General features: G+C 45.8%; 18 protein-coding genes. 14 read left to right on the plus strand and 4 right to left on the minus strand.

Features of this window, described 5'->3' with window-relative positions:
- Positions 1-83 precede the first annotated feature (83 nt).
- Together motA and motB are read left to right on the plus strand one after the other, a co-directional pair.
- Positions 84-881: a flagellar motor stator protein MotA gene (gene motA / locus A8709_RS23005; RefSeq protein WP_065855554.1), complete on the plus strand. Its 798-nt coding sequence runs from the start codon at positions 84-86 to the stop codon at positions 879-881.
- The gene (motB, locus tag A8709_RS23010; RefSeq protein WP_065855555.1) at positions 878-1,684 is read left to right on the plus strand and encodes a flagellar motor protein MotB; all 807 of its coding nucleotides are present in this window, start codon (positions 878-880) and stop codon (positions 1,682-1,684) included. Before motA ends, motB begins: the two co-directional genes overlap by 4 nt.
- An 815-nt stretch (positions 1,685-2,499) precedes the next feature.
- On the opposite strand, the gene A8709_RS23015 is transcribed toward motB, so the two are convergent.
- Positions 2,500-4,452 carry a methyl-accepting chemotaxis protein gene (locus tag A8709_RS23015; protein WP_065855557.1) on the minus strand — a complete coding sequence of 651 codons (1,953 nt, stop codon included), beginning with the start codon at positions 4,450-4,452 and terminating at the stop codon, positions 2,500-2,502.
- Between the two features lie 256 nt (positions 4,453-4,708).
- Between A8709_RS23015 and A8709_RS23020 the strand changes: the two genes are divergently transcribed.
- From A8709_RS23020 to phoU, 5 genes are all read left to right on the plus strand, one after another.
- Entirely contained in the window at positions 4,709-5,611 is a 903-nt protein-coding gene (locus A8709_RS23020) for a phosphate ABC transporter substrate-binding protein (RefSeq protein WP_065855559.1), read from the plus strand.
- A 160-nt stretch (positions 5,612-5,771) separates the two neighbouring features.
- Positions 5,772-6,707: a phosphate ABC transporter permease subunit PstC gene (gene pstC, locus A8709_RS23025; protein WP_065855561.1), complete on the plus strand. Its 936-nt coding sequence runs from the start codon at positions 5,772-5,774 to the stop codon at positions 6,705-6,707.
- A complete protein-coding gene (gene pstA / locus A8709_RS23030; protein WP_065855563.1) occupies positions 6,704-7,561 on the plus strand; it encodes a phosphate ABC transporter permease PstA in 858 nt (285 codons plus the stop codon). Before pstC ends, pstA begins: the two co-directional genes overlap by 4 nt.
- 3 nt (positions 7,562-7,564) lie before the next feature.
- Positions 7,565-8,326, plus strand: coding sequence for a phosphate ABC transporter ATP-binding protein PstB (gene pstB / locus A8709_RS23035; RefSeq protein ID WP_065855565.1), 762 nt, complete (start codon positions 7,565-7,567; stop codon positions 8,324-8,326).
- 23 nt (positions 8,327-8,349) lie between these two features.
- Positions 8,350-9,009, plus strand: coding sequence for a phosphate signaling complex protein PhoU (phoU, locus tag A8709_RS23040; RefSeq protein ID WP_065855566.1), 660 nt, complete (start codon positions 8,350-8,352; stop codon positions 9,007-9,009).
- Positions 9,010-9,108: 99 nt separating this feature from the next.
- Here the strand turns inward: phoU and A8709_RS23045 are convergent, their stop codons facing one another.
- Complete coding sequence (locus tag A8709_RS23045) at positions 9,109-10,680, minus strand: response regulator (protein ID WP_065855568.1); 1,572 nt, start codon at positions 10,678-10,680, stop codon at positions 9,109-9,111.
- A 187-nt stretch (positions 10,681-10,867) separates the two neighbouring features.
- On the opposite strand from A8709_RS23045, the gene A8709_RS23050 reads away from it, so the two are divergent.
- Complete coding sequence (locus A8709_RS23050; RefSeq protein ID WP_065855570.1) at positions 10,868-12,610, plus strand: GGDEF domain-containing protein; 1,743 nt, start codon at positions 10,868-10,870, stop codon at positions 12,608-12,610.
- Positions 12,611-12,646: 36 nt separating this feature from the next.
- Here A8709_RS23050 and A8709_RS23055 read toward each other — a convergent pair whose 3' ends face one another.
- Positions 12,647-13,396 carry an HAD family hydrolase gene (locus A8709_RS23055; protein ID WP_065855572.1) on the minus strand — a complete coding sequence of 250 codons (750 nt, stop codon included), beginning with the start codon at positions 13,394-13,396 and terminating at the stop codon, positions 12,647-12,649.
- 225 nt (positions 13,397-13,621) lie between these two features.
- Here A8709_RS23055 and polA point away from each other — a divergent pair, with 225 nt between their 5' ends.
- The 5 genes from polA to A8709_RS23080 all read left to right on the plus strand — a co-directional run bounded on the left by polA (position 13,622) and on the right by A8709_RS23080 (position 19,289).
- Complete coding sequence (polA, locus tag A8709_RS23060; RefSeq protein WP_065857291.1) at positions 13,622-16,285, plus strand: DNA polymerase I; 2,664 nt, start codon at positions 13,622-13,624, stop codon at positions 16,283-16,285.
- 53 nt (positions 16,286-16,338) lie between these two features.
- Positions 16,339-17,199 (plus strand): DNA-formamidopyrimidine glycosylase, encoded by an 861-nt coding sequence (mutM, locus tag A8709_RS23065; protein WP_065855574.1) that lies wholly within the window; start codon positions 16,339-16,341, stop codon positions 17,197-17,199.
- Between the two features lie 98 nt (positions 17,200-17,297).
- Positions 17,298-18,047, plus strand: coding sequence for an MntP/YtaF family protein (locus A8709_RS23070; RefSeq protein WP_065855576.1), 750 nt, complete (start codon positions 17,298-17,300; stop codon positions 18,045-18,047).
- Positions 18,048-18,090: 43 nt separating this feature from the next.
- Positions 18,091-18,687 carry a dephospho-CoA kinase gene (gene coaE / locus A8709_RS23075; protein ID WP_065855578.1) on the plus strand — a complete coding sequence of 199 codons (597 nt, stop codon included), beginning with the start codon at positions 18,091-18,093 and terminating at the stop codon, positions 18,685-18,687.
- 20 nt (positions 18,688-18,707) lie between these two features.
- Complete coding sequence (locus tag A8709_RS23080) at positions 18,708-19,289, plus strand: lytic transglycosylase domain-containing protein (protein WP_341833436.1); 582 nt, start codon at positions 18,708-18,710, stop codon at positions 19,287-19,289.
- Between the two features lie 66 nt (positions 19,290-19,355).
- Here A8709_RS23080 and A8709_RS23085 read toward each other — a convergent pair whose 3' ends face one another.
- A complete protein-coding gene (locus tag A8709_RS23085; protein WP_065855582.1) occupies positions 19,356-19,565 on the minus strand; it encodes an alpha/beta-type small acid-soluble spore protein in 210 nt (69 codons plus the stop codon).
- A gap of 111 nt (positions 19,566-19,676) precedes the next feature.
- Between A8709_RS23085 and nrdR the strand changes: the two genes are divergently transcribed.
- On the plus strand, positions 19,677-20,156 hold the full coding sequence (gene nrdR, locus A8709_RS23090) for a transcriptional regulator NrdR (protein WP_028557296.1): 480 nt from the start codon (positions 19,677-19,679) through the stop codon (positions 20,154-20,156).
- Positions 20,157-20,189: the final 33 nt, after the last annotated feature.

Raw genomic sequence — 20,189 nt, forward strand, 5'->3', positions numbered from 1 at the left:
TTATGGATGAAGGACTCATGAATTGTCGGAAAAGCTGATGTACGTAGGAAATGACAAATAGATCGTAAAAGAGGTGCTCGAACATGGAGAAATCATCCATAATTGGAATTGTACTTGCAGCAGTCTCCATTGGCTTTGGTATGGTACTAAAAGGAGCAAGTCTTGCTGCCTTATTGAATCCTGCGGCTGCGTTAATTATTTTCGGGGGAACAGCTTCGGCACTGTTCATTGCTTTCTCATTAGATGAGATGAAAAAAATTCCCGTTTTATTAAAAATTATTTTTACTGAACAGAAATTAATGCCAAAAAAAGAGTTAATCGAAACCTTCATTACCTGGGTAAGCATCACAAGACGCGAAGGGTTGTTGTCGCTTGAGAAGCAAGCTGAGGAGCTGTCCGATCCTTTTATGAAAAGCGGTATGCGTTTAATTATTGATGGGAATGACCCTGATTTCGTGCGGGATGTTCTTCTTGAAGATATTGGAGAAATGGAAACAAGACATAAGAAATTTGCTAGTATTTTTACACAAGCAGGCACCTATGCACCCACACTTGGCGTACTCGGAGCTGTTGTAGGACTTATTGCTGCACTAGGTAATTTGAGTGAAGTGGAGAAGTTGGGACATTTGATATCGGCGGCGTTCGTTGCCACGATGTTTGGGATTTTCTTAGGTTATGTTGTCTTCCATCCTTTTGCCAACAAGCTCAAACAGAAGTCCAAGAAAGAAGTCGAAATCAAGCTGATGATTGTGGAAGGCTTACTTTCGATTCAATCGGGTGTATCTGCGAATTCTGTGAAACAGAAAATGATGATTTTCGTTGCGAATAAGGACCGTGCGAGCTATGAAGAAGGCACAGGGGAGGGGTCATCCGTACAGTGAGTAAAAAAAAGAGACATGAGGATCATGAAGAACATATCGATGAAACTTGGTTGATTCCCTATGCGGATCTATTAACATTACTCCTTGCTCTTTTTATTATTCTGTTCGCATCCAGTCAACTGGATTCCAAGAAATATGACTCGATCATGCACTCTTTAAATAATGCCTTCACGGGGGGCGAAGCGCCTTTCGCGATGTCCAATTTAATTCCTGTGAATAACGCCGCGAATTCCACGAAGAATAATGACAAAAATCAGAATCCGCCGACTAAAGAAGAGAGCCAGACGGAAAGTCAGCTTGCCGCTAAACTTCAGAAGGAAGAGAAGGATCTGAAAGAATTGAAGCAAAGTATGGATGCGTTCATCAAAGAAAATAACATGAGTGAGCAGCTGACAACCAAGCTGGATAATGAAAAGCTAACGATTACGATTAGCGACCGCGCGCTATTCGATTCGGGTTCTGCCAATATTAAGCCGGAATCCCAAAAGCTCGCCACATCAATGTCTAATCTACTAGGGCAGTATCCTGGTTACCAGGTCGAGGTGGCTGGGCATACCGATAATATCCCGATCCATCGTGCTGATTTTGAGACGAACTGGGATTTGAGCGCCAAGCGTGCCGTGAATTTTATGAAAATATTACTGACCAACACCAAAATTCAGCCGGCCTCCTATTCGTCCGTTGGATATGGCGAGTACCGTCCGATTTCTTCGAACGATACGACAGAGGGCCGCGCGAAAAATCGCCGCGTTGAAGTGAGCATCCTTCGCAATATTAAGGCGACGGATGAGATCGCGAAGTAAGAGGTACATAGCTGTGTGTCCGCGAAAGAGCTGAATCCACTTGTGGGATTCAGCTTTTTTTGGGGATGTGGCACAAGGGGGTGCAAGTCGAAGAAATCGACTTGCAGGCGAGAAACCGTGCCACTTGAGGGATGCAAGTAGAATAAATCGACTTGCACACGGGAAACCGGGCCACTAGAGGGATGCAAGTCGAAGAAATCGACTTGCATACGAGAAATCGTGCCGCTAGAAGGATGCAAGTCGAATAAATCGACTTGCATACGAGAAATCGTGCCGCTAGTGGGATATAAGTCGAAGAAATCGACTTGCACACGAGAAACCGTGCCCCTAGAGTGATGTAAGTCGAAGAAATCGACTTGCATCTATTCGAGTGCTGAATTCCAGATTCTATAAACAGTTAGAGGCTACCCCAAAAGTCATACAGAATTGCACGGGGCAAGTCGATCAGCTCCTTGGTTCATGGTTATTATTACACAAAAAAAGGCTATCTCTTAGGTCTTGTTAGACCTTTTGAGATAGCCTTGTTTGACGAGTACTTGCTGAATAGGGAATCCTGGAGTGCTTATCGATTCAGAAATCGTGATTATTCATGCGATAAGCCCACGGCGAGTGCGTATTGGTGGCATGAGGTGCTGTTTTGAGCGCATACCTGCATAATAAGTAATCCTAGCGTGCCTATTGCTTCAGATCTCGCAATCATTCATGCAATAAGCCCAATGCGGGTGCTTATTAGTCAGAAGAAGACAGCTGCCCTTGAAATAGAAGCTGCTTACTGGACACCCTCACATTAGTTGAATGCATATTACTAGCACGCATTACTTCGAAGTTACAAGCTCCTTTTTCTCCTCTTGAACCTGCTTAACCTCTGAAGATTCCACTTGTTTATGTAAATCACGTTGCTCCAACAAGGGGTCAATGCTCGCAACGCCGTCCATAGTTGAGATTGGTTCAACGACATACGCTTCGTTCTTTTCATCTATGTACACCTTATCAAGATCCTCTGACGCAATGCTGGATACAAGATCATTGCTTTCGTCGCCATCACCCTCAGCAATCTGAAATTTACTGATTTCAGCGAATAACTGCTGCGCAAGCTCCAAGATATCATCCGACTCTTCGGCGATTCGGCGGATCGACGCATCTTGCTGGATGCTGGTTGAATTGACTTCTTCTACGCCTGCGGCCGTTTCCTGCGCAATCGCTGCTACGAATTGGACCGAATCAACGAGGTGATCATTTTTCGATTGTGCTTGTTCAATCTTCTGATGAATTTGTTCGATCTGCACGCGAATGCCTAACGTGGATTGTTCAATTCGGCTGAAAGAGCCGAATGTTTCCTCCACGTGGTTGCTCTGCGTCAACGCAGACGCACGAGCGTCAACCATGGAACGCTGCAGCTCTTCGATCTGTACTTGCAGCGTTCCGATAATCCCACTGATCGTCTTCGACGATCCGTTGGTCTGCAGAGACAGATCGCGCACTTCGTCCGCGATGACAGAGAAGCCGCGTCCGTGTACGCCGGCTCTGGCCGCTTCGATCGCGGCATTCAACGCAAGCACATTCGTTTGCGTTGAAATCTCCATGATCGAGCGCACGATGGCGCCGATCTGTTTCGAGCTGGCGCTGAGCGTCTGCATCGCCGCATCAACCTTTTGCAGCAGAAGCTGCGACTGTGCTGTCGATGCTTTCAGCGCCTGCACAGATGCCGTACCTTGCTGCGTACTCACCGCAGCCTCGTCACTGCTGCGCTTCATTTCATTTGTAAACGCGCTGATATCGCGGATTTCCGTTTCGAGCTCAGCAATGAGCAGTGAGCTGCTCTCTGTTTTCATCGCCTGCTCATCAGCACCAGTTGAAATTTCGTGAATAGCCTTGAGAATGTCCGAATTTGCTGAAGCTGTCAGTTGTGAGAACCGATGAAATTCATGCGAATGATCCGATAGGGATGACGCGATTCCTTTGGTTGCGCCAAGCATGCCGCGAACCTGCTTTATCATCTGATCAAAGCTGTTGCTTAACTGACCGAGTTCATCTTTGGCGGTGGAGTTAATGGTGTGTGTCAAATCACCAGCAGCTATACGTGAAACAGCTCGTTGCAGCATGGAAATCGGACGGGTGAAAGACGTAATAATGAGGAAAGCGATGACCAAAGTCAAGAAAAAGACAATGGCGGAAGCCACCAACATAATGTTGCGGCTGTTATCGAGAGCTTTGGAAGAATCGGCAATGGCCTGTGCGGCACCATCCGCATATGTCACATAGAACTTATCGACTAAACCGAAGATGTTATCCTTTAATTCTTGCGACTCACTATATAGATACAATAGATTAATTTGAAGGTCGGTTGGTTTGATGCTCGTGTCCTGTACCATTTTGGCTGCCGTATCGAAGTTATTAATGTAATCAACAGAGGCTTGGATTAAAAGGCTGCGCCATTTCTGCTGCTCGGGTGTGCTGGCCGTATCTCCAATTCGTTGAATGGAATCGTTATAAGGCTTCCGTTTACTATTATATTTCTCAATAAATTCAGGTTTCTTGGAAATCTCAAGTCCTGAGGCGATGATATTCATTTCTTGCACCAGATTTTTAAGCTCAAGTGCCATGACCTTCAAATCGACTTTATCGTTCTGATCTGTCATGTGCTGCTTAATCTGCGTGACCTGATGGAGATTGAACAGGGCTACGGCCAAGAAAATAAGCAGCACGCCGCTGAAGCTGGCGATCAGTTTTGCACGCATAGAGAAGTTGGACAAAGACAAATACCTCATATGTATACCTCCTATAAAATGACAAGCCTAGACATTTTCCGTCTAACTACTTATTAATATAGGGGGCTTCTATTAACTAAAGCGTCGAACTATGTAAATGAATTGTAAATTAAAAGTTTTACATTACGTTAACGTTTCGTGGGTTTGGAGTTTACATTCGGTTGTTAGGATATAGAAGTAAGGTCGTTCGACACAAGCGAGACGGGGATCGAACACAAACAAACTAGAAACATAAACTCAAAGGAGGACATGCTAAATGTTTAACTTCATGTCGAAAAAAGGAATCACATTCACACTATCCGCGGTACTTATGATGGGGGCTTTGGCTGGTTGCGGTACAAAATCGGAGACAAAAACTCCTGCGGCAACAACAGCAGCAACAACGGCAGCAACAGCAACTCCTAAAGTAGAATTGACGGGTACAGTAACAGCATCAGGATCAAGCGCACTTCTTCCATTGGTTAAACAAGCAGCAACTGAGTTTATGGAAAAGAACCCAAAAGTAACAATTAACGTAACTGCAGGCGGTTCAGGCGTAGGCGTTAAAAACGTATCTGATGGTACATCTGACATTGGTAACTCCGATGTTGAGCCAGCTGCTGAATTTAAAGATAAAGGTCTAGTTGACCACCAAGTAGCAATCGCTCCATTCGCACTAATCGTAAATAAAGATGTAAAAGTAGATAACGTAACAAAAGCTCAAGCAGCAGACATCTATACTGGTAAAGTTACAAACTGGAAAGAAGTTGGCGGCGCTGACGCGAAAATCGTTCTTGTACACCGTCCAGATAGCTCAGGTTCCCGTACACTTGTTAAGAACATCATCTTGGATGGCAAAGATTTCTCCAAAGAAGGTATCGTTCAAGAAAACAGTGGTGCTATGAAAACAGCAGTTGTAGGTCAATCCGGTTCCATTGGTTATGTTGATACACCGTACATCGATGATACAGTTAAAGCTTTGAAAATTGATGGCGTAGCTTTTTCCGAAGAAAACATCAAAAACGGCACTTACAAATTGTTTGGTGTTGAGCATATGTACACAAAAGGTGAAGCAAAAGATGCGACTAAAGCATTCATCGACTACATCACTACAAAAGAATTCCAAGGTAAGCAAGTTCGTGATTTGAAGTTCTTACCAGCTGATTTGTTGAAAAAATAAGTTATACACACCAAGGGCGTCTGCATACACATGCAGCGCTCTTTTTTTATGCCATCATAAAACTTTTACATTCCCTTAACATTTCATTTACGATCCACAAACATTCATATCCTATTATAATAGTAAGTCTTGTGTACCGAAGAGAAAGGGGAGTCACCCAGTGAATTCCGTAGTAGATCAACTATCCAGCCTGAAATCAGATGAAAATCGCCCAGTCATCACCAAGTGGACTCAGAATCAGCATAGGCAAGACAGAATGATGAGATGGGTGTTTGTCGGCAGCGCTGCCTTAGTGTCTGCAATCATATTCTCAATCATTGTTTTCGTCGGCATGCAAGGGGTCAAAACGTTTAAGGATGTCAGTCCTTTGGAGTTTTTCTTCTCAACCGATTGGACACCGAGTCAAAATAAATTTGGAGCTTTTCCTTTTCTATACAGCACATTGCTCATGACACTTGTTGCTGTCATTATCTCTGTGCCGCTTGCACTGTCAGGCGCACTGTTCATGGCGAAGATCGCACCGAAATGGATGCGTGAAATTATGCGTCCGGCAACGGATTTATTCGTCGGGATTCCGTCAGTCGTATATGGGTTGATCGGGATGACGGTTATCGTTCCTGCACTCGGTAAAATAACAGGCGGCATCGGCTACGGGATTTTGCCCGCGGCGATTATCCTAGCCATCATGATTCTACCGACTATTCTCTCCATTTCGGAAGATGCAATTCGCTCACTTCCTGGCAGATTAGAGGAAGCATCCTTAGCGCTTGGCGCAACACGCTGGCAAACCATGTGGCGCGTACTGCTACCAGCTGCAAGACCAGGTATTCTTACAGCGATCATCCTAGGGATGGGACGTGCGATAGGTGAAACGATGGCGGTCTTCATGGTTATCGGGAACTCCCCGCAAATGCCGAAATCGTTGTTAGATTCTACAACCGTATTAACGACAGCTATTGTGAAAGATATGGGGAACACGAATTACGGAACAGCATGGAATAATGCGCTCTACTTGATGGCTTTAGTTTTGCTTGTCATCTCCTTATCTCTTATTCTCGTGATCCGTATCGTAGCTAAGAGGAGTGAACTTAAATGACAAGTAAAACAACAGATCGTATCGCGACGGTTTACTTCTGGTCATCAGGCATTATCATTATCGGGATTCTCGCATGGTTTCTCGTACGCATACTAGGCGATGGCATCCCTCATCTATCTTGGCATTTCATTTTCGGAAAGCCTGAAGAGATTAAAGCCGGCGGTGGGGTTGGGCCGCAATTATTCAACTCGTTCTATGTCTTATTTTTATCCCTTGTGATCTCAATTCCTATCGGATTATTCTCCGGTATTTACTTAGCTATTTATGCGCAAAAGAATTGGTTTACGGACCTCGTTCGAGTATCCGTTGAGGCGCTGTCTTCTGTGCCGTCCATCGTATTTGGTCTGTTCGGATTTCTCTTGTTCGCTAATTTACTAGGGCTTAAATTCTCCTTAATCGGCGGCGCGGCAACTGTTGCCCTCTTGAACTTGCCTGTTATGGTTCGTGTTACGGAAGAAGCTATACGTACAGTGCCTGATTCCTATTGGGAAGCTAGCCTTGCGCTAGGCTCCACGAAATGGCAGGCGATTCGCAAAGTGTTAATTCCAGCTGCATTGCCAAGTCTCATTACAGGGATCACGCTGATTGCTGGTCGTGCTCTTGGGGAATCCGCAATTCTTATTTATACAGCAGGTTTATCGGTTTCTCGTTTCTTTCCAGATTTCAATCCGCTCAAAATGGGAGAGACCCTCTCCGTTCATTTATGGTATATCGGTGCAGAATCACTCGTCCCTGATGCGAAAGACATTGCGAAAGGCAGTGCAGCTTTATTGCTGATCGTTGTTCTTCTCTTCAATCTACTAGTGTCTATACCAAGCCGAATTCTACAAAAAAGACTTTCCGGAGGGAAATAACATATGCCGACCAAACATAAGATTAAAGCAGATAAGCTGAATTTATTTTACGGAGAAAATCATGCCCTTCACGATATCGAGTTGAGTATCGAAACAGGAACTATCGCTGCTTTGATCGGTCCATCGGGCTGTGGTAAATCCACCTTCTTACGTACGTTGAATCGGATGAATGACCTGATCGACAGCGTAAGAATTACAGGAAATGTCTCTGTGGATGGCCATAACATTTATGGTACTGATTCTGATGTCGTGTCGCTGCGTAAACGCGTCGGCATGGTATTCCAACGCCCGAATCCGTTCCCAATGAGCATCTATGATAACATCGCATATGGTCCGCGTATTCATGGCACGAAGAAGAAAGCCGTGCTTGATGAAATCGTAGAGCGCAGTCTTGTACAAGCTGCACTTTGGGACGAAGTTAAAGATCGACTGCACAAGTCTGCCATGGGCTTATCTGGCGGTCAGCAACAACGTTTATGTATTGCTCGCTTACTAGCGGTAGAACCTGATGTTCTGCTTATGGATGAGCCTACATCGGCTCTGGATCCGATTTCGACACTGAAAGTCGAAGAACTGACACAAACCTTGAAAGAGAAGTATACGATCATCATCGTGACACATAACATGCAACAAGCAGCGAGAATATCAGATATGACCTCCTTCTTCCTTAACGGTTATTTAGTAGAAACGGATAAAACCGATAAGATCTTCACCAATCCGAATGATCAACGTACAGAAGATTACATTACAGGTCGATTCGGTTAACACCAATAGAAGGAGAGATGCACATGGATGCAAGACCGGGGTTTCATCAGTCATTGGCGTTGCTGCAAAAAGAATTGCAGCAAATGGGAGAGAGCGTAGAAAAATTAATTTTTAAATCAGTGGAGTCATTAGCCAATCTTGATGAAAAGGCCGCACAGCAAGTCATCCAAACCGATGATTTGATTGATGATTATCTAACGACAATAGATGAATTATGTTTGCGTCTTATCGCGTTGCAACAACCAATGGCAAGTGACCTGCGTATCATTGGGACGGCACTCAAGATCGCAACTGATCTAGAACGTATTGCGGATCATGCGGTAGATATTGCGAAGATTACCATTCGGTTCTCCGGTGAAGAGCTTGTGAAGCCGCTTGAAGTCATCCCGCAAATGGCGGAAATTGCCATCGAGATGCTGCACGAAAGCCTGCTTTCCTATACAGAACGCGACGTTCACAGAGCGGCATCGCTTGCCGAGAAAGATGATCGCGTAGATAAGCTATACAGCACTGTGATGCAGGAGCTGATGGGCATGATGGGTACGGATTATCATCGCAATCGTCAATTGACTCATCTGCTCTTCGTAGCGCATTTCCTAGAGCGCGTAGCGGATCATACAACGAATATTGGTGAAGGCGTGATCTATATGGTCACGGGGAAACGCAAAGATCTAAATGTTTAACACATAAAAAAAAGAGGATGCTCGAAGCCATGTAAGTGGCGGGGCATCCTCTTTTTGCATTTTGTAATAAATGAAAAATCTTTTCTTGGTGACACTCAGTTATCCTGCGGAAAGCGGGAAACGAATCATGAACGTTGTGCCTAACGAGCTCGAGTTCACGGTTATGGTGGCACGGTGCCGCGCTGCTATGCTGTAGCAGATAGCTAGACCAAGCCCTGTTCCTTCGTCCTTCGTTGTGAAAAAAGGGCGTCCGAGCTTCTCCAGATGCTCAGGTTGGATGCCAGAGCCTTGATCAGCGATCATAAGGACGACATGTTCGGCTTCTTGAAAGGTTTCAATTGTCAGCGTGCCGCCCATACTCATCGCTTCCAGTCCATTCATACACATGTTCAAGATAAGCTGACGCATTTCCTTATCGTCGAGCTGAATCTCTGGACAATAACCGAACTGTCCATTAACGTGTTTACCTGACATGACAGCCTCTGCTTGAATCAATGGCAGCAAGCTCTCAATAATCCGATTCAAACTCTCTGGTCGTTGATAGGATTGTTTATTTTTGGCAAGAGAAAGGTATTCCGTAATAATATCGTTCGCACGATCCAATTCCTCTAACATGATAGGAATATATTCTTTTTGCATATGGCGATCATTCTCACGAAACAGCTGCAGGAAGCCGCGAATGGTCGTCATCGGATTCCGAATTTCATGCGCAATGCCTGCAGCCATTTCACCGACAAGGTTTAATTGCGCTAAGCGGGCCATTTCGGATTCAAACCTTAAGCTTTCCGTAATATCAACAGCGACTTCAAGCAAGCAGCTCTCATCCTCGATATCAATAATCTCGGTGGAAAGGAGGGCAAATCGGACTTCACCTGATTTCGTTTCATACCGAACCTTTTCGTTACGAACGATATCACCTGTTTTTGTTGGCATGTTTTGCTCGTTGCGCATCAGATCGAGTGCGGTGCCGATGACTTCATTGCCATAGCCGGTATGCTCTTTCCAGCTTTCATTTACATCAATATACGTGAGTTCTGGTAGACGTCGGATCGCCATCAAGGAAGGGGAGAGGATGAACATTTTTTTGAAATGCTCCTGGGAGTTCATGAGTTTCTCGTGCGCATCCACGAGCTCCGAGGTGCGCTCTTCGACCCATTTCTCAAGGAGCACGTTCTGTTCAATTAATTTCTCCTCAGCTTCTGCCAGCTTGCGATTCGTTTCTTCCAGCGCTAGCGTGCGTTTGTGTAGAAGCTCACTCTGAGATTTCAATTGCTGATGGTTCAAATGCATATTTACGAATCCATCCACTTTCATGCGCAGCATTTTGGGATGAACAGGTTTAAATAAGTAATCGATGGAACCCACATGATAGCCTCGCAAAACATGCTCAATAGAGGTACTGAGAGCGGTTAAGAAAATAATCGGAATATCCTGACATGCTTTCCGTTGCTTGATGAGTTCGACCGTTTCAAAACCGCTAAGCCCTGGCATTTGCACATCCATCAAAATAACCGCGATATGATCAGCAGGCTCTTTTAATAAATATCGCAGAGCTTCCTCCCCTGATTGTAACGAAATCACGTCATAGGAAGAAGAGGCCAAAATACTATTCAGTGCCAGCAAGTTTTCATAGCGATCATCTACCGCCAAGATTTTTACTTGTTGTTCCATCGCTTATCCTTTCCGGGCGAGATCAACTATACGCACCTTACAATCCATACCTTCCTTTTCGCGGAAAAAGTGGAATTCCCTCTTTTTTAATTAAAGTCTTTACATACATTTTACATATGGTTAATCTTACCTATCATTTGGTCTGATAGACTGGAGATACATGCAGAAACAGATGAGGATGATGGACATGAATACTCAGTCAGAAGTCGCGATACAGTTTCATAAATTGATCGAAGAACAACGGATTTCTTCCGTATATCAACCAATTGTATCTTTGCAAGATGGGCAAGTGATGGGATATGAGGCCCTAACACGTGGACCGGTAGACAGTCCGTTTCATTCGCCACTCGCAATGTTTCAGTATGCGGAGCAGCAAGGCGAGTTATATCGACTAGAGAGATTGGCTCGTGAGAAAGCGATACAAGGTTCCATTTTGGAGCACGGACAGCAATTGTTATTTATTAATATTTCGTCACACGTTTTGGAGGATCCTGGTTTTATTCCTGGGAAAACACTTGAAATCTTGCAGCAGTATGGACTTCGTCCAAGCAATGTGGTGTTTGAGATCACGGAAAGAAGCTCGATCGAGGACTTCACTTTGGCTAAGAAAATTCTAGCCCATTACCGGACACAAGGCTATCGCATTGCGATTGATGACGCGGGGGCAGGATATTCTTCGCTTCAAGCCATTGCGGAGCTGCAGCCTGATTTTATTAAAATCGATCGTTCGTTGATCGAGAACATTCATTTGAATAAAGTGAAAGCGTATATACTTGAGACTTTTGTTACCTTTGCGCAGAAAATGAACATCTCGTTGATTGCGGAGGGCATTGAACAGGTAGAAGAGCTGGCCAAATTAACACAAATGGGTGTGCATTATGCGCAAGGATTTTTACTCGGGAGGCCTTCTACATCGGTTGCGACGGTTCAAGACACACATAAAATGACCATTTGGCAGCATCGCAACGTACAAGGAGGAACTATGACTTGGCATATTGGCGAGCTGAAAACACCCGTAGGTGTGTTCCATACGAAAGTGCAAATTTCCGAAGTTGCGGAGTTTTTCAAAAAAAATCAAGAAGCAGTCGGAGTTGTCATCGTTCATGAAAACGAGCCCCGCGGTCTGGTGATGCGAGATCGGTTATTTCAACATTTAGCTGGACAATATGCGTTCTCCTTGTACTGGAACCGCACAATTGACAGTGTAATGGATGACTCTCCATTGATCGTGGATGAGTTAACGCCTGTGGAACAAGTATCTCAGATGGCAACATCCCGTGCGATTCACCATTTATATGACCTAGTGATCATAACGAGTCAGGGGAAGATGGCAGGATCTGCGTCCATTCGAACGATATTAGAGAGTATTACCAATGTGAAAATGGAGTCAGCCCGCGTAGCGAATCCACTTACGGGTCTTCCGGGGAATTTGCAAATTAATCGGGAGCTGAATAAGCGCCTTACAGCAAGAGTACCGTTTCATGTGATCTATGCGGATTTGGATTATTTTAAATGGTATAATGATCGGTTCGGTTTCCAAAAAGGGGATCAATTAATTCAATATATGGCGGATTTAATGCAGCAAGCGATCGCTTTCTACGGAACGCCTACTGATTTTGTGGGACATGTTGGCGGGGATGATTTTATTGCAATTTCTACCTCATTATCACCTAAACTCTTATGTCAGGAAATCATCAATCGGTTTGAAACGGGTGTTCGTATGTTCTACGAAGGCGAAGAATGGGAGTATGTGGTGGATCGGGGCGGCACGCAAGTGAAAAGCGAGGGGGTCACGGTGTCCTTATCCTTAGTCATTTGCAATTGTGAGTCCCCTATTTCACTAGACTATATTTCGCAAACAGCAGCTCAGCTCAAGAAAAAAGCGAAGGCACATCAAGGCAGTATTTATTGTTTTCAAACGATTGGTTAAGTCAATGAAAACCCATGAAAAATCATGTTTATAGATTCAAAATGTATAAATCAGTTGCTTGAAGGAACGGACGATGATCACTTTCTGTTTACCGATTCGTCTCTCTGAAATTTTCTTAATATTCCCCGGATGTATCCAAACCGCGTCCATTCCCGTAGAAGCAGCGCCGACCACATCATTGCGCCATGAGTTGCCGACCATCACACTTTGGTTGGCCTGCATACTCATGGATCGCAGCGCTCCTTCAAAAATCGCTGGATGCGGCTTCCGCGGCCCATCATTCTCCGAAGTAAACAATCGCTCATGATCAAACCACGCTGTTAATTTCATTTTCTCTAGATTACGCTGCAGCCGTTTCCGATTTCCATTGCTAATAATCGCAAGCTTATAATGGTGAGAGAGCGCTTCGAGCGTATCCTCTACACCTGGAAATAGGGCAACGAAATGATCCTCCCGTTCTTCCACTTGATTGAAAAAAGAACGTGTGAATGCCGTATTCACCCCCAAAGGATATGGATGGAGCGCCTTGATTAAACAAATATGCCGGAGTTCGTCAGGTGAGATGGGGCTTCGGATGGGTGTTTTACGATGGCGGCTCCACTCGGACTTATAGCTTTGCAGGGCCTCTTGCGCGGTCAACTTCGAATCGTCATTCTCCCATCTGGCCGTGAAATCTTGCATAACTTCAAGAAAAGCCGAGTCAAAGCATTGTCTGCGATCGAGAATCGTATTGTTCATATCAAAAAAAATAAGCTTTTTACGTGCGGGTGAGAAAAAAGGGCTCATACGGAGAACCTCCTTCTGAAGACCGGGCCATCCTAACGTGCAGCTATCAGAAATTATTTTTTTGACACGGATAAGTTGGCTGTATTTCTGATAAACGCTCCTGTCCGAGAGGGACTGTGTATTCGTTTATTCTGGTTCCTTACATGTTTATGTAGTGAACCGTTTTTTTATTTTAATTTCGTATGCTATGATGAAGGAAGTATGTCAAAAATCGGGGTGGAACTTATGGATAAGCTTATTATTATTGATGGGAACTCAATTGCGTTTCGTGCCTTCTATGCGCTGCCGCTGCTTAGCAATTCAAGTGGTTTACACACGAATGCCGTTTATGGCTTCACAACTATGCTTTTGAAATTAATTGAAGAAGAAAAACCGACCCATTTTCTCGTTGCCTTTGATGCTGGGAAAATTACGTTTCGACATAAAGAATACACGGAATACAAAGGCGGCCGTGCCAAAACGCCGTCGGAGCTCTCGGAACAATTTCCACTGATTAAAGAACTGCTAAAGGCCTTCAAAATCCCGCAATTCGAACTGTCCGGCTATGAAGCTGATGATATCATCGGGACGTTGACAAAAGCGGCGGATGCTAAAGGGGAAAAGGTTCTTCTCGTTTCTGGAGATAAGGACATGCTTCAACTGGCATCGGAGCAGGTCACAGTTGCGATTACCCGCAAGGGAATCAGTGAGATGGATCGGTTCGATCCAGAAGCGATTAAAGAGAAGTATGGTCTAACACCGAATCAAATTATCGACTTGAAGGGTCTTATGGGCGATACGTCCGATAATATTCCGGGCATCCCCGGCGTAGGTGAGAAGACAGCGCTTAAAATGCTGCACGATTTCGGAACAGTCGAAGAAGTGTTGGCCAATACGGCAAGTCTGAAAGGCAAGATGAAAGAGAAAGTGGAAGAGCATGCCAAGAGCGCCCTCATGAGCAAAGAGCTGGCAACGATCTATCGTGAAGTTCCGATGGAGACCGCTTGGGATTCGTTCCGCTATGAAGGTTTTGATGGACAAGCACTGTCCAGCATGTTCCGCAAACTAGAATTCAAATCGTTGCTAGAGAAAATGGATTTCGGGTCCGTTCCCGTGGAGGCCGAAGATCTTATCATTGAGAATTTGGAAGCTGTTGCCGTTACCGAAGCCAATGTAGGTGAGCTGATTGCCAAATTGGACGACCATGCCGCTATCCATGTGGAAGCGGTAGGCGAGAACCCGCACCAAGCCATCATGGTTGGGGTGGTATGGTTCATTGACGACGGTGCAACCAACACGTCGTATTATGTGCCGTTCCCGCTGCTGCAAAGCGCAGCTGGTCAGCCGCTGCGCGACTGGCTCAGCGATGCGTCGAAGAAGAAGCAGCTCTTCGACCTGCACCGCGCGCAGCTGGCGCTCGCGTGGCAAGGCATCCACCTCGCAGGGGTGGATTTCGATGTGCTGCTGGCCGCCTATCTCCTCGATCCGACGGAGTCGAATCTGTCCTTAAGCGGCCTGTCTGTGAAATATGGTCTGCCTAACGTGAAGGCAGACGAGGATGTCTTCGGCAAAGGCGCGAAGTTTCGCCTGCCGGAACTCGCTGCGCTTAGCGACCACTTGGGTCGCAAAGCGATGGCGATGGCGCGCATGGTGCCCGTGCTGCGGGATGAATTAGAGAAGGGCGAGATGCATCGCCTCTTCTACGAGCTTGAGCTGCCTCTCGCAGGCGTTCTAGCCGAGATGGAGATGCGCGGCATCACCGTGGATGCCGAAGGGCTCAAATCGCTCGGTGCGGAGCTTATCAAGCAGCTGGAGACGATCATGTCCAGCATCTATAAGCTCGCCGGCGTCGAGTTCAACATCAACTCACCGAAGCAGCTTGGTGAGGTGCTATTCGAGAAGCTGGGATTGCCAGCTTCGAAGAAGACCAAGACCGGCTACTCGACCGATGCCGAGGTGCTGGAACGTCTTGCCCCTTACAACGAAGTTGTGGGGCAGATCCTGCACTACCGCTCACTTGCGAAGCTGCAGTCGACGTATGTCGAGGGGCTGCTCAAAGAGGTGCGGCCAGAGACCGGTAAGGTGCACACCTATTACCGGCAAACAATCGCCGCGACGGGCCGTCTCAGCAGCCAGTTCCCGAACCTCCAGAACATTCCGATTCGTCTGGAGGAGGGCCGTAAGATCCGCAAGGTCTTCGTTCCATCCGAACCAGGATGGTACATTCTTGCTGCGGATTACTCGCAGATCGAGCTGCGCGTGCTAGCGCACATTTCACAGGATGAGAAGCTGACCGAAGCGTTTCTTGAGAATATGGATATTCATACGAAGACAGCTATGGACGTCTTCGGCGTAGAGGAAAGTGCGGTCGACAGCAATATGCGCCGTCAAGCGAAAGCCGTTAATTTCGGTATAGTGTATGGCATCAGTGAGTATGGCTTGTCTCAGAACTTAGATATTACCCGTAAAGAAGCAGGGCAGTTCATTGAACAGTATTTCGCTGTGTTCCAAGGGGTTCGCCGATATATGGATGAAATTGTAAAGGATGCCCGCAGGGATGGATATGTCACAACCTTACTGCAGCGTCGCCGTTATTTACCTGAAATTACAGCATCGAACTTTAATATCCGTTCATTCGCAGAACGAACTGCGATGAACACGCCGATTCAGGGAACAGCTGCAGATATCATTAAGCTGGCCATGGTTCAAATGGCAGACCGTTTGGTAAAAGAAGGACTGAAGAGCCGCATGCTGCTTCAAGTACACGATGAGCTTGTTTTCGAAGTACCGGCAGATGAATTGGACATTATGCGTGAGCTCGTGCCAGAGGTTATGGCAGCCGCACTGAAGCTGGATGTTCCGCTGCGGGCGGACGTGGATTTCGGTCTTACTTGGTATGATGCGAAGTAGAAAGGGTTCCATCCGAGTTAGCTGCTCCCACATCATGAAGGAGGTGAATACCCTTGCCTGAGCTACCCGAGGTTGAAACCGTCAAACGTACATTAAATGAATTAATTACAGGAAAAACAATTGACCATGTGAAGGTCAGGCTGCCTCGTATCATACAGAAGCCTGACGACATTCAGCAATTTGAAATCCTACTGCAAGGACAAATCATTGAAACGATTGAACGAAGAGGCAAGTTTCTCCGTTTCGTGCTGTCCGATTATGTGATGGTCTCCCATTTACGAATGGAAGGCCGATATGGCTTATACGCGGGAGATGATCCGCTAGAACCGCATACCCATGTGCTATTTCGTTTTACAGATGGGAGTGAGCTGCGGTATAAAGATGTTCGTCAATTCGGCACGATGCATCTGTTCCCGAAAGGGGAAGAGCTGCAACAGGCTCCCTTAGTTAAGCTCGGATTAGAGCCGTTGGATGAGGCATTCACCTTCGAAGCTTTTCGCAATGTGATTGCCCATCGCTCGACGAAGATTAAGCCCTTGCTGCTCAATCAAGCATATATTGTGGGTATTGGGAATATTTATGTAGACGAGTCCCTGTTCTTAGCTCGCATTCATCCCGAACGGGAAGCCTCCTCGCTTACCAAGAAAGAGCTCATGCTGCTCCACGAGGCGATCATTCGTACCCTCCAAGACTCTGTTGAGGTTGGTGGTTCATCGATCAAATCGTATGTCAATGGACAAGGTGAGATCGGTCTTTTCCAACATCAACTGAACATTTATGGCAGGCAATCACAGCCTTGCAAATCCTGCGGAAATGAGATTGTCAAAACCGTTGTCGGCGGCAGAGGGACACACATTTGTCTTACCTGCCAACCGTTGAAACGCGGGCGTACCACAAAGAAGTCTGAGAAATAGGCACGAGAAGCGTACCCTCCCCATATGATATGGAGTACTTAGCCTAGATAAACAGCTCGCAGAGCTCGTTGTCAGGTAAAACGCTTAGGAGGGGTCGTATGCTCCCGGTCATTTCTCTGCTTATTTTGGCATTTGCCGTTTCATTGGATGGGTTCGGTGTTGGTGTTATGTATGGGTTACGTAAAATCCGAATCCCGCTCGTTTCAATTGCGATAATATCGCTGTGGTCCGGCATCATCATCTTCACCTCGATGCAGATCGGCGTTCTCATGTCATCCTTTATGTCACCTTCTTTTGCGAAACGGATTGGAGCTGTCATTCTCATAGGAATTGGTACTTGGGCACTGATCCAAACCAAACAAGGCCAGAAAGATCAGAAAGACCAAGCGCAGCAGGATGCAGGTGCGATTACACGCGAGCAGTTGGCCGTTAGTTCTATTCCCTTAACAGACATTCGTAACTCTGGTTACGTGGAGCCACTGGCTTTTGACACCTTGCAAAGAACCAAAGAGATTCTCAGTATTGAATTGAAACGGTTTGGTCTTGTTATTCAAATCCTACGTACGCCTTCCATCGCAGATGTTGATAAGTCTGGGAATATTTCAGCCTCTGAGGCTACCTTGCTTGGCTTAGCGCTGTCTTTGGACGCTTTTGGAGCGGGTATTGGTGCAGCGCTTCTTGGTTTCGTACCTCTTTTAACCGCTTCAGTTATATCGCTGTCGAGTGGGTCTTTACTTGCATTAGGGTTGCGAGTTGGTTTCCGGTATGCAGAAATGCCTTGGCTCAAGAAGTTATCTATCCTTCCGGGTTGTGTACTTATTCTTATGGGAATTCTGAAAATGCTGTAATCCATTCATCTACATCTATGAAACGTTTAGGAGAGATCAGCTTATGAATATCGGCTTAACAGGAGGCATTGCCTGTGGAAAAAGCACGGTTAGCTCCATGCTCGTTAGCCGCGGTGCCCTTTTAGTAGATGCAGATCAGATCGCTCGTGACGTTGTCCTGCCTGGCAGCCCTGTTCTTGAACAGGTTGCTGCACACTTTGGACAAGCAGTGATTGGTACGGATGGATCTTTGCAACGCAAAAAATTAGGTGAAATTATTTTCGGCTCCCCAGAAGCGCGTAAGCAGTTGGAGGAGATCCTTCATCCCCCTATTCGCGCAAGCATGCGTGAACAAATGGCAGCGTATGAACGGGACAACCCAACGAAGCTCGTTGTGGTCGATGTTCCTTTACTCATAGAATCGAATTTGATGTCGATGTTCCAGGAAATTATGGTTGTGTATGTGCCGCGTCATATTCAATTGGAGCGTCTTATGGCGCGCGATGGATTAACGGTAGAAACGGCTCAGCTTCGGCTAGATGCACAAATGTCGATTGAAGAGAAGCGTAAGCTGGCGGATATCGTTATTGATAATAGTGGAACATGGGAAGAAACCAACATGAGGGTGGAGCGGTTTTGGGTAGGGAAGGGATTAGCATGACGTTCTTTCGAAAAAAACGAATGTTTGCTCTTTTACTTATCATTTTTGTCATGATTCTCTTTATGAATAGCTCTTATATCGGAAGAAAGCTTTACCCGATCTACTTTCAGCAGGAAATTAAGCAGAGTGCGGCGAAACACAATATAGACCCTTTTCTGATTGCTGCGATTATTCGAGTGGAAACGAATTATAAGTATCATTTACAATCGAGTAAAGGGGCAATTGGGCTTATGCAGCTCATGCCAGACACAGCCGACTGGATTGTGGAATCCTCTAATCTTGGGCCGCATACTCAGGAAGATTTACTTCGCGTGGATGTGAACATTTACTTGGGGTCGTGGTATCTGAATTGGCTCATCAAACATTATAATGGCAATTTAGTTTACGCCATCGCGGCCTATAATGCGGGTCAAGGCAACGTAAATAAGTGGAAAAATAACGGTGTTTGGGACGGTACTGAAGGGAATATTCGTGATATTCCGTTTGGCGAAACGCGACACTATGTGCAACGGGTTCTGTATTATTATGAGAAGTATACGAAGCTTTACACAGATCAATGGAACGGTGTTGCCATGTCCTCATACAAAGAAGCATTGGACTAGCTCCCGGGGGAGCGAAGAGTCCAATGCTTCCTGTGTGGCAGAGTCACGAGCCTGGTTGATTCAAAATTATTTGAATTGACCTGCTAGAGATTGTTCTGCGATTTGTACCAGGCGACGAGTAATGCTACCACCAATAGAGCCAGTGTCACGAGAAGTCATGTTGCCATAGTAGCCATCTTGTGGGATAGCGATACCTAGCTCTTGAGCTACCTCGTACTTCAACTGATCCAAGGCTGCATTTGCTTGTGGAACGACTAAAGTGTTGCTTGAGCTCATGTCTGTTCACCTCCTTGTCGGTTGGTAAATCTATTGTGTGCAGTACGCAGAGTTTCAAGACATGTAACATCTGGTAAAGAATATGATCAGAAAGAAAGGAGGGGAAAGCGAATGAAATGTCCGTTCTGTGACCATTCTGGTACGAAAGTGCTTGATTCAAGGTCCGCCAATGAGAATAAATCCATTCGTCGCCGTCGTGAGTGTGAGAAATGCGCGCGTAGATTCACGACCTTCGAGATGGTAGAAGAAACACCCCTAATTGTGATTAAGAAGGATGGAAGTCGGGAAGAATTTAGTCGTGAGAAAATATTGCGAGGTCTAATTCGTGCTTGCGAGAAAAGACCTGTATCCATGGAACGACTGGAGATGCTGGTGTCTGAAGTTGAAATGCAGCTGCGCACGACTGCACATGCCGAAGTAGATAGCCTAGGCATTGGCGAAATTGTGATGGAGCAATTGTACCCCGTCGATGAAGTGGCCTACATTCGCTTCGCCTCTGTGTATAGACAATTCAAGGATATCAACATGTTCCTGAAGGAGTTAACGCAAATATTGGGAAAGCATGACACCGGATTACTCCGGGATAAATAGATTGTTTTGCCTGTATGCGTAACATAACGAAGC

Origin of the sequence: Paenibacillus pectinilyticus (assembly GCF_001700435.1) — a bacterium.
Lineage (GTDB): Bacteria > Bacillota > Bacilli > Paenibacillales > NBRC-103111 > Paenibacillus_E > Paenibacillus_E pectinilyticus.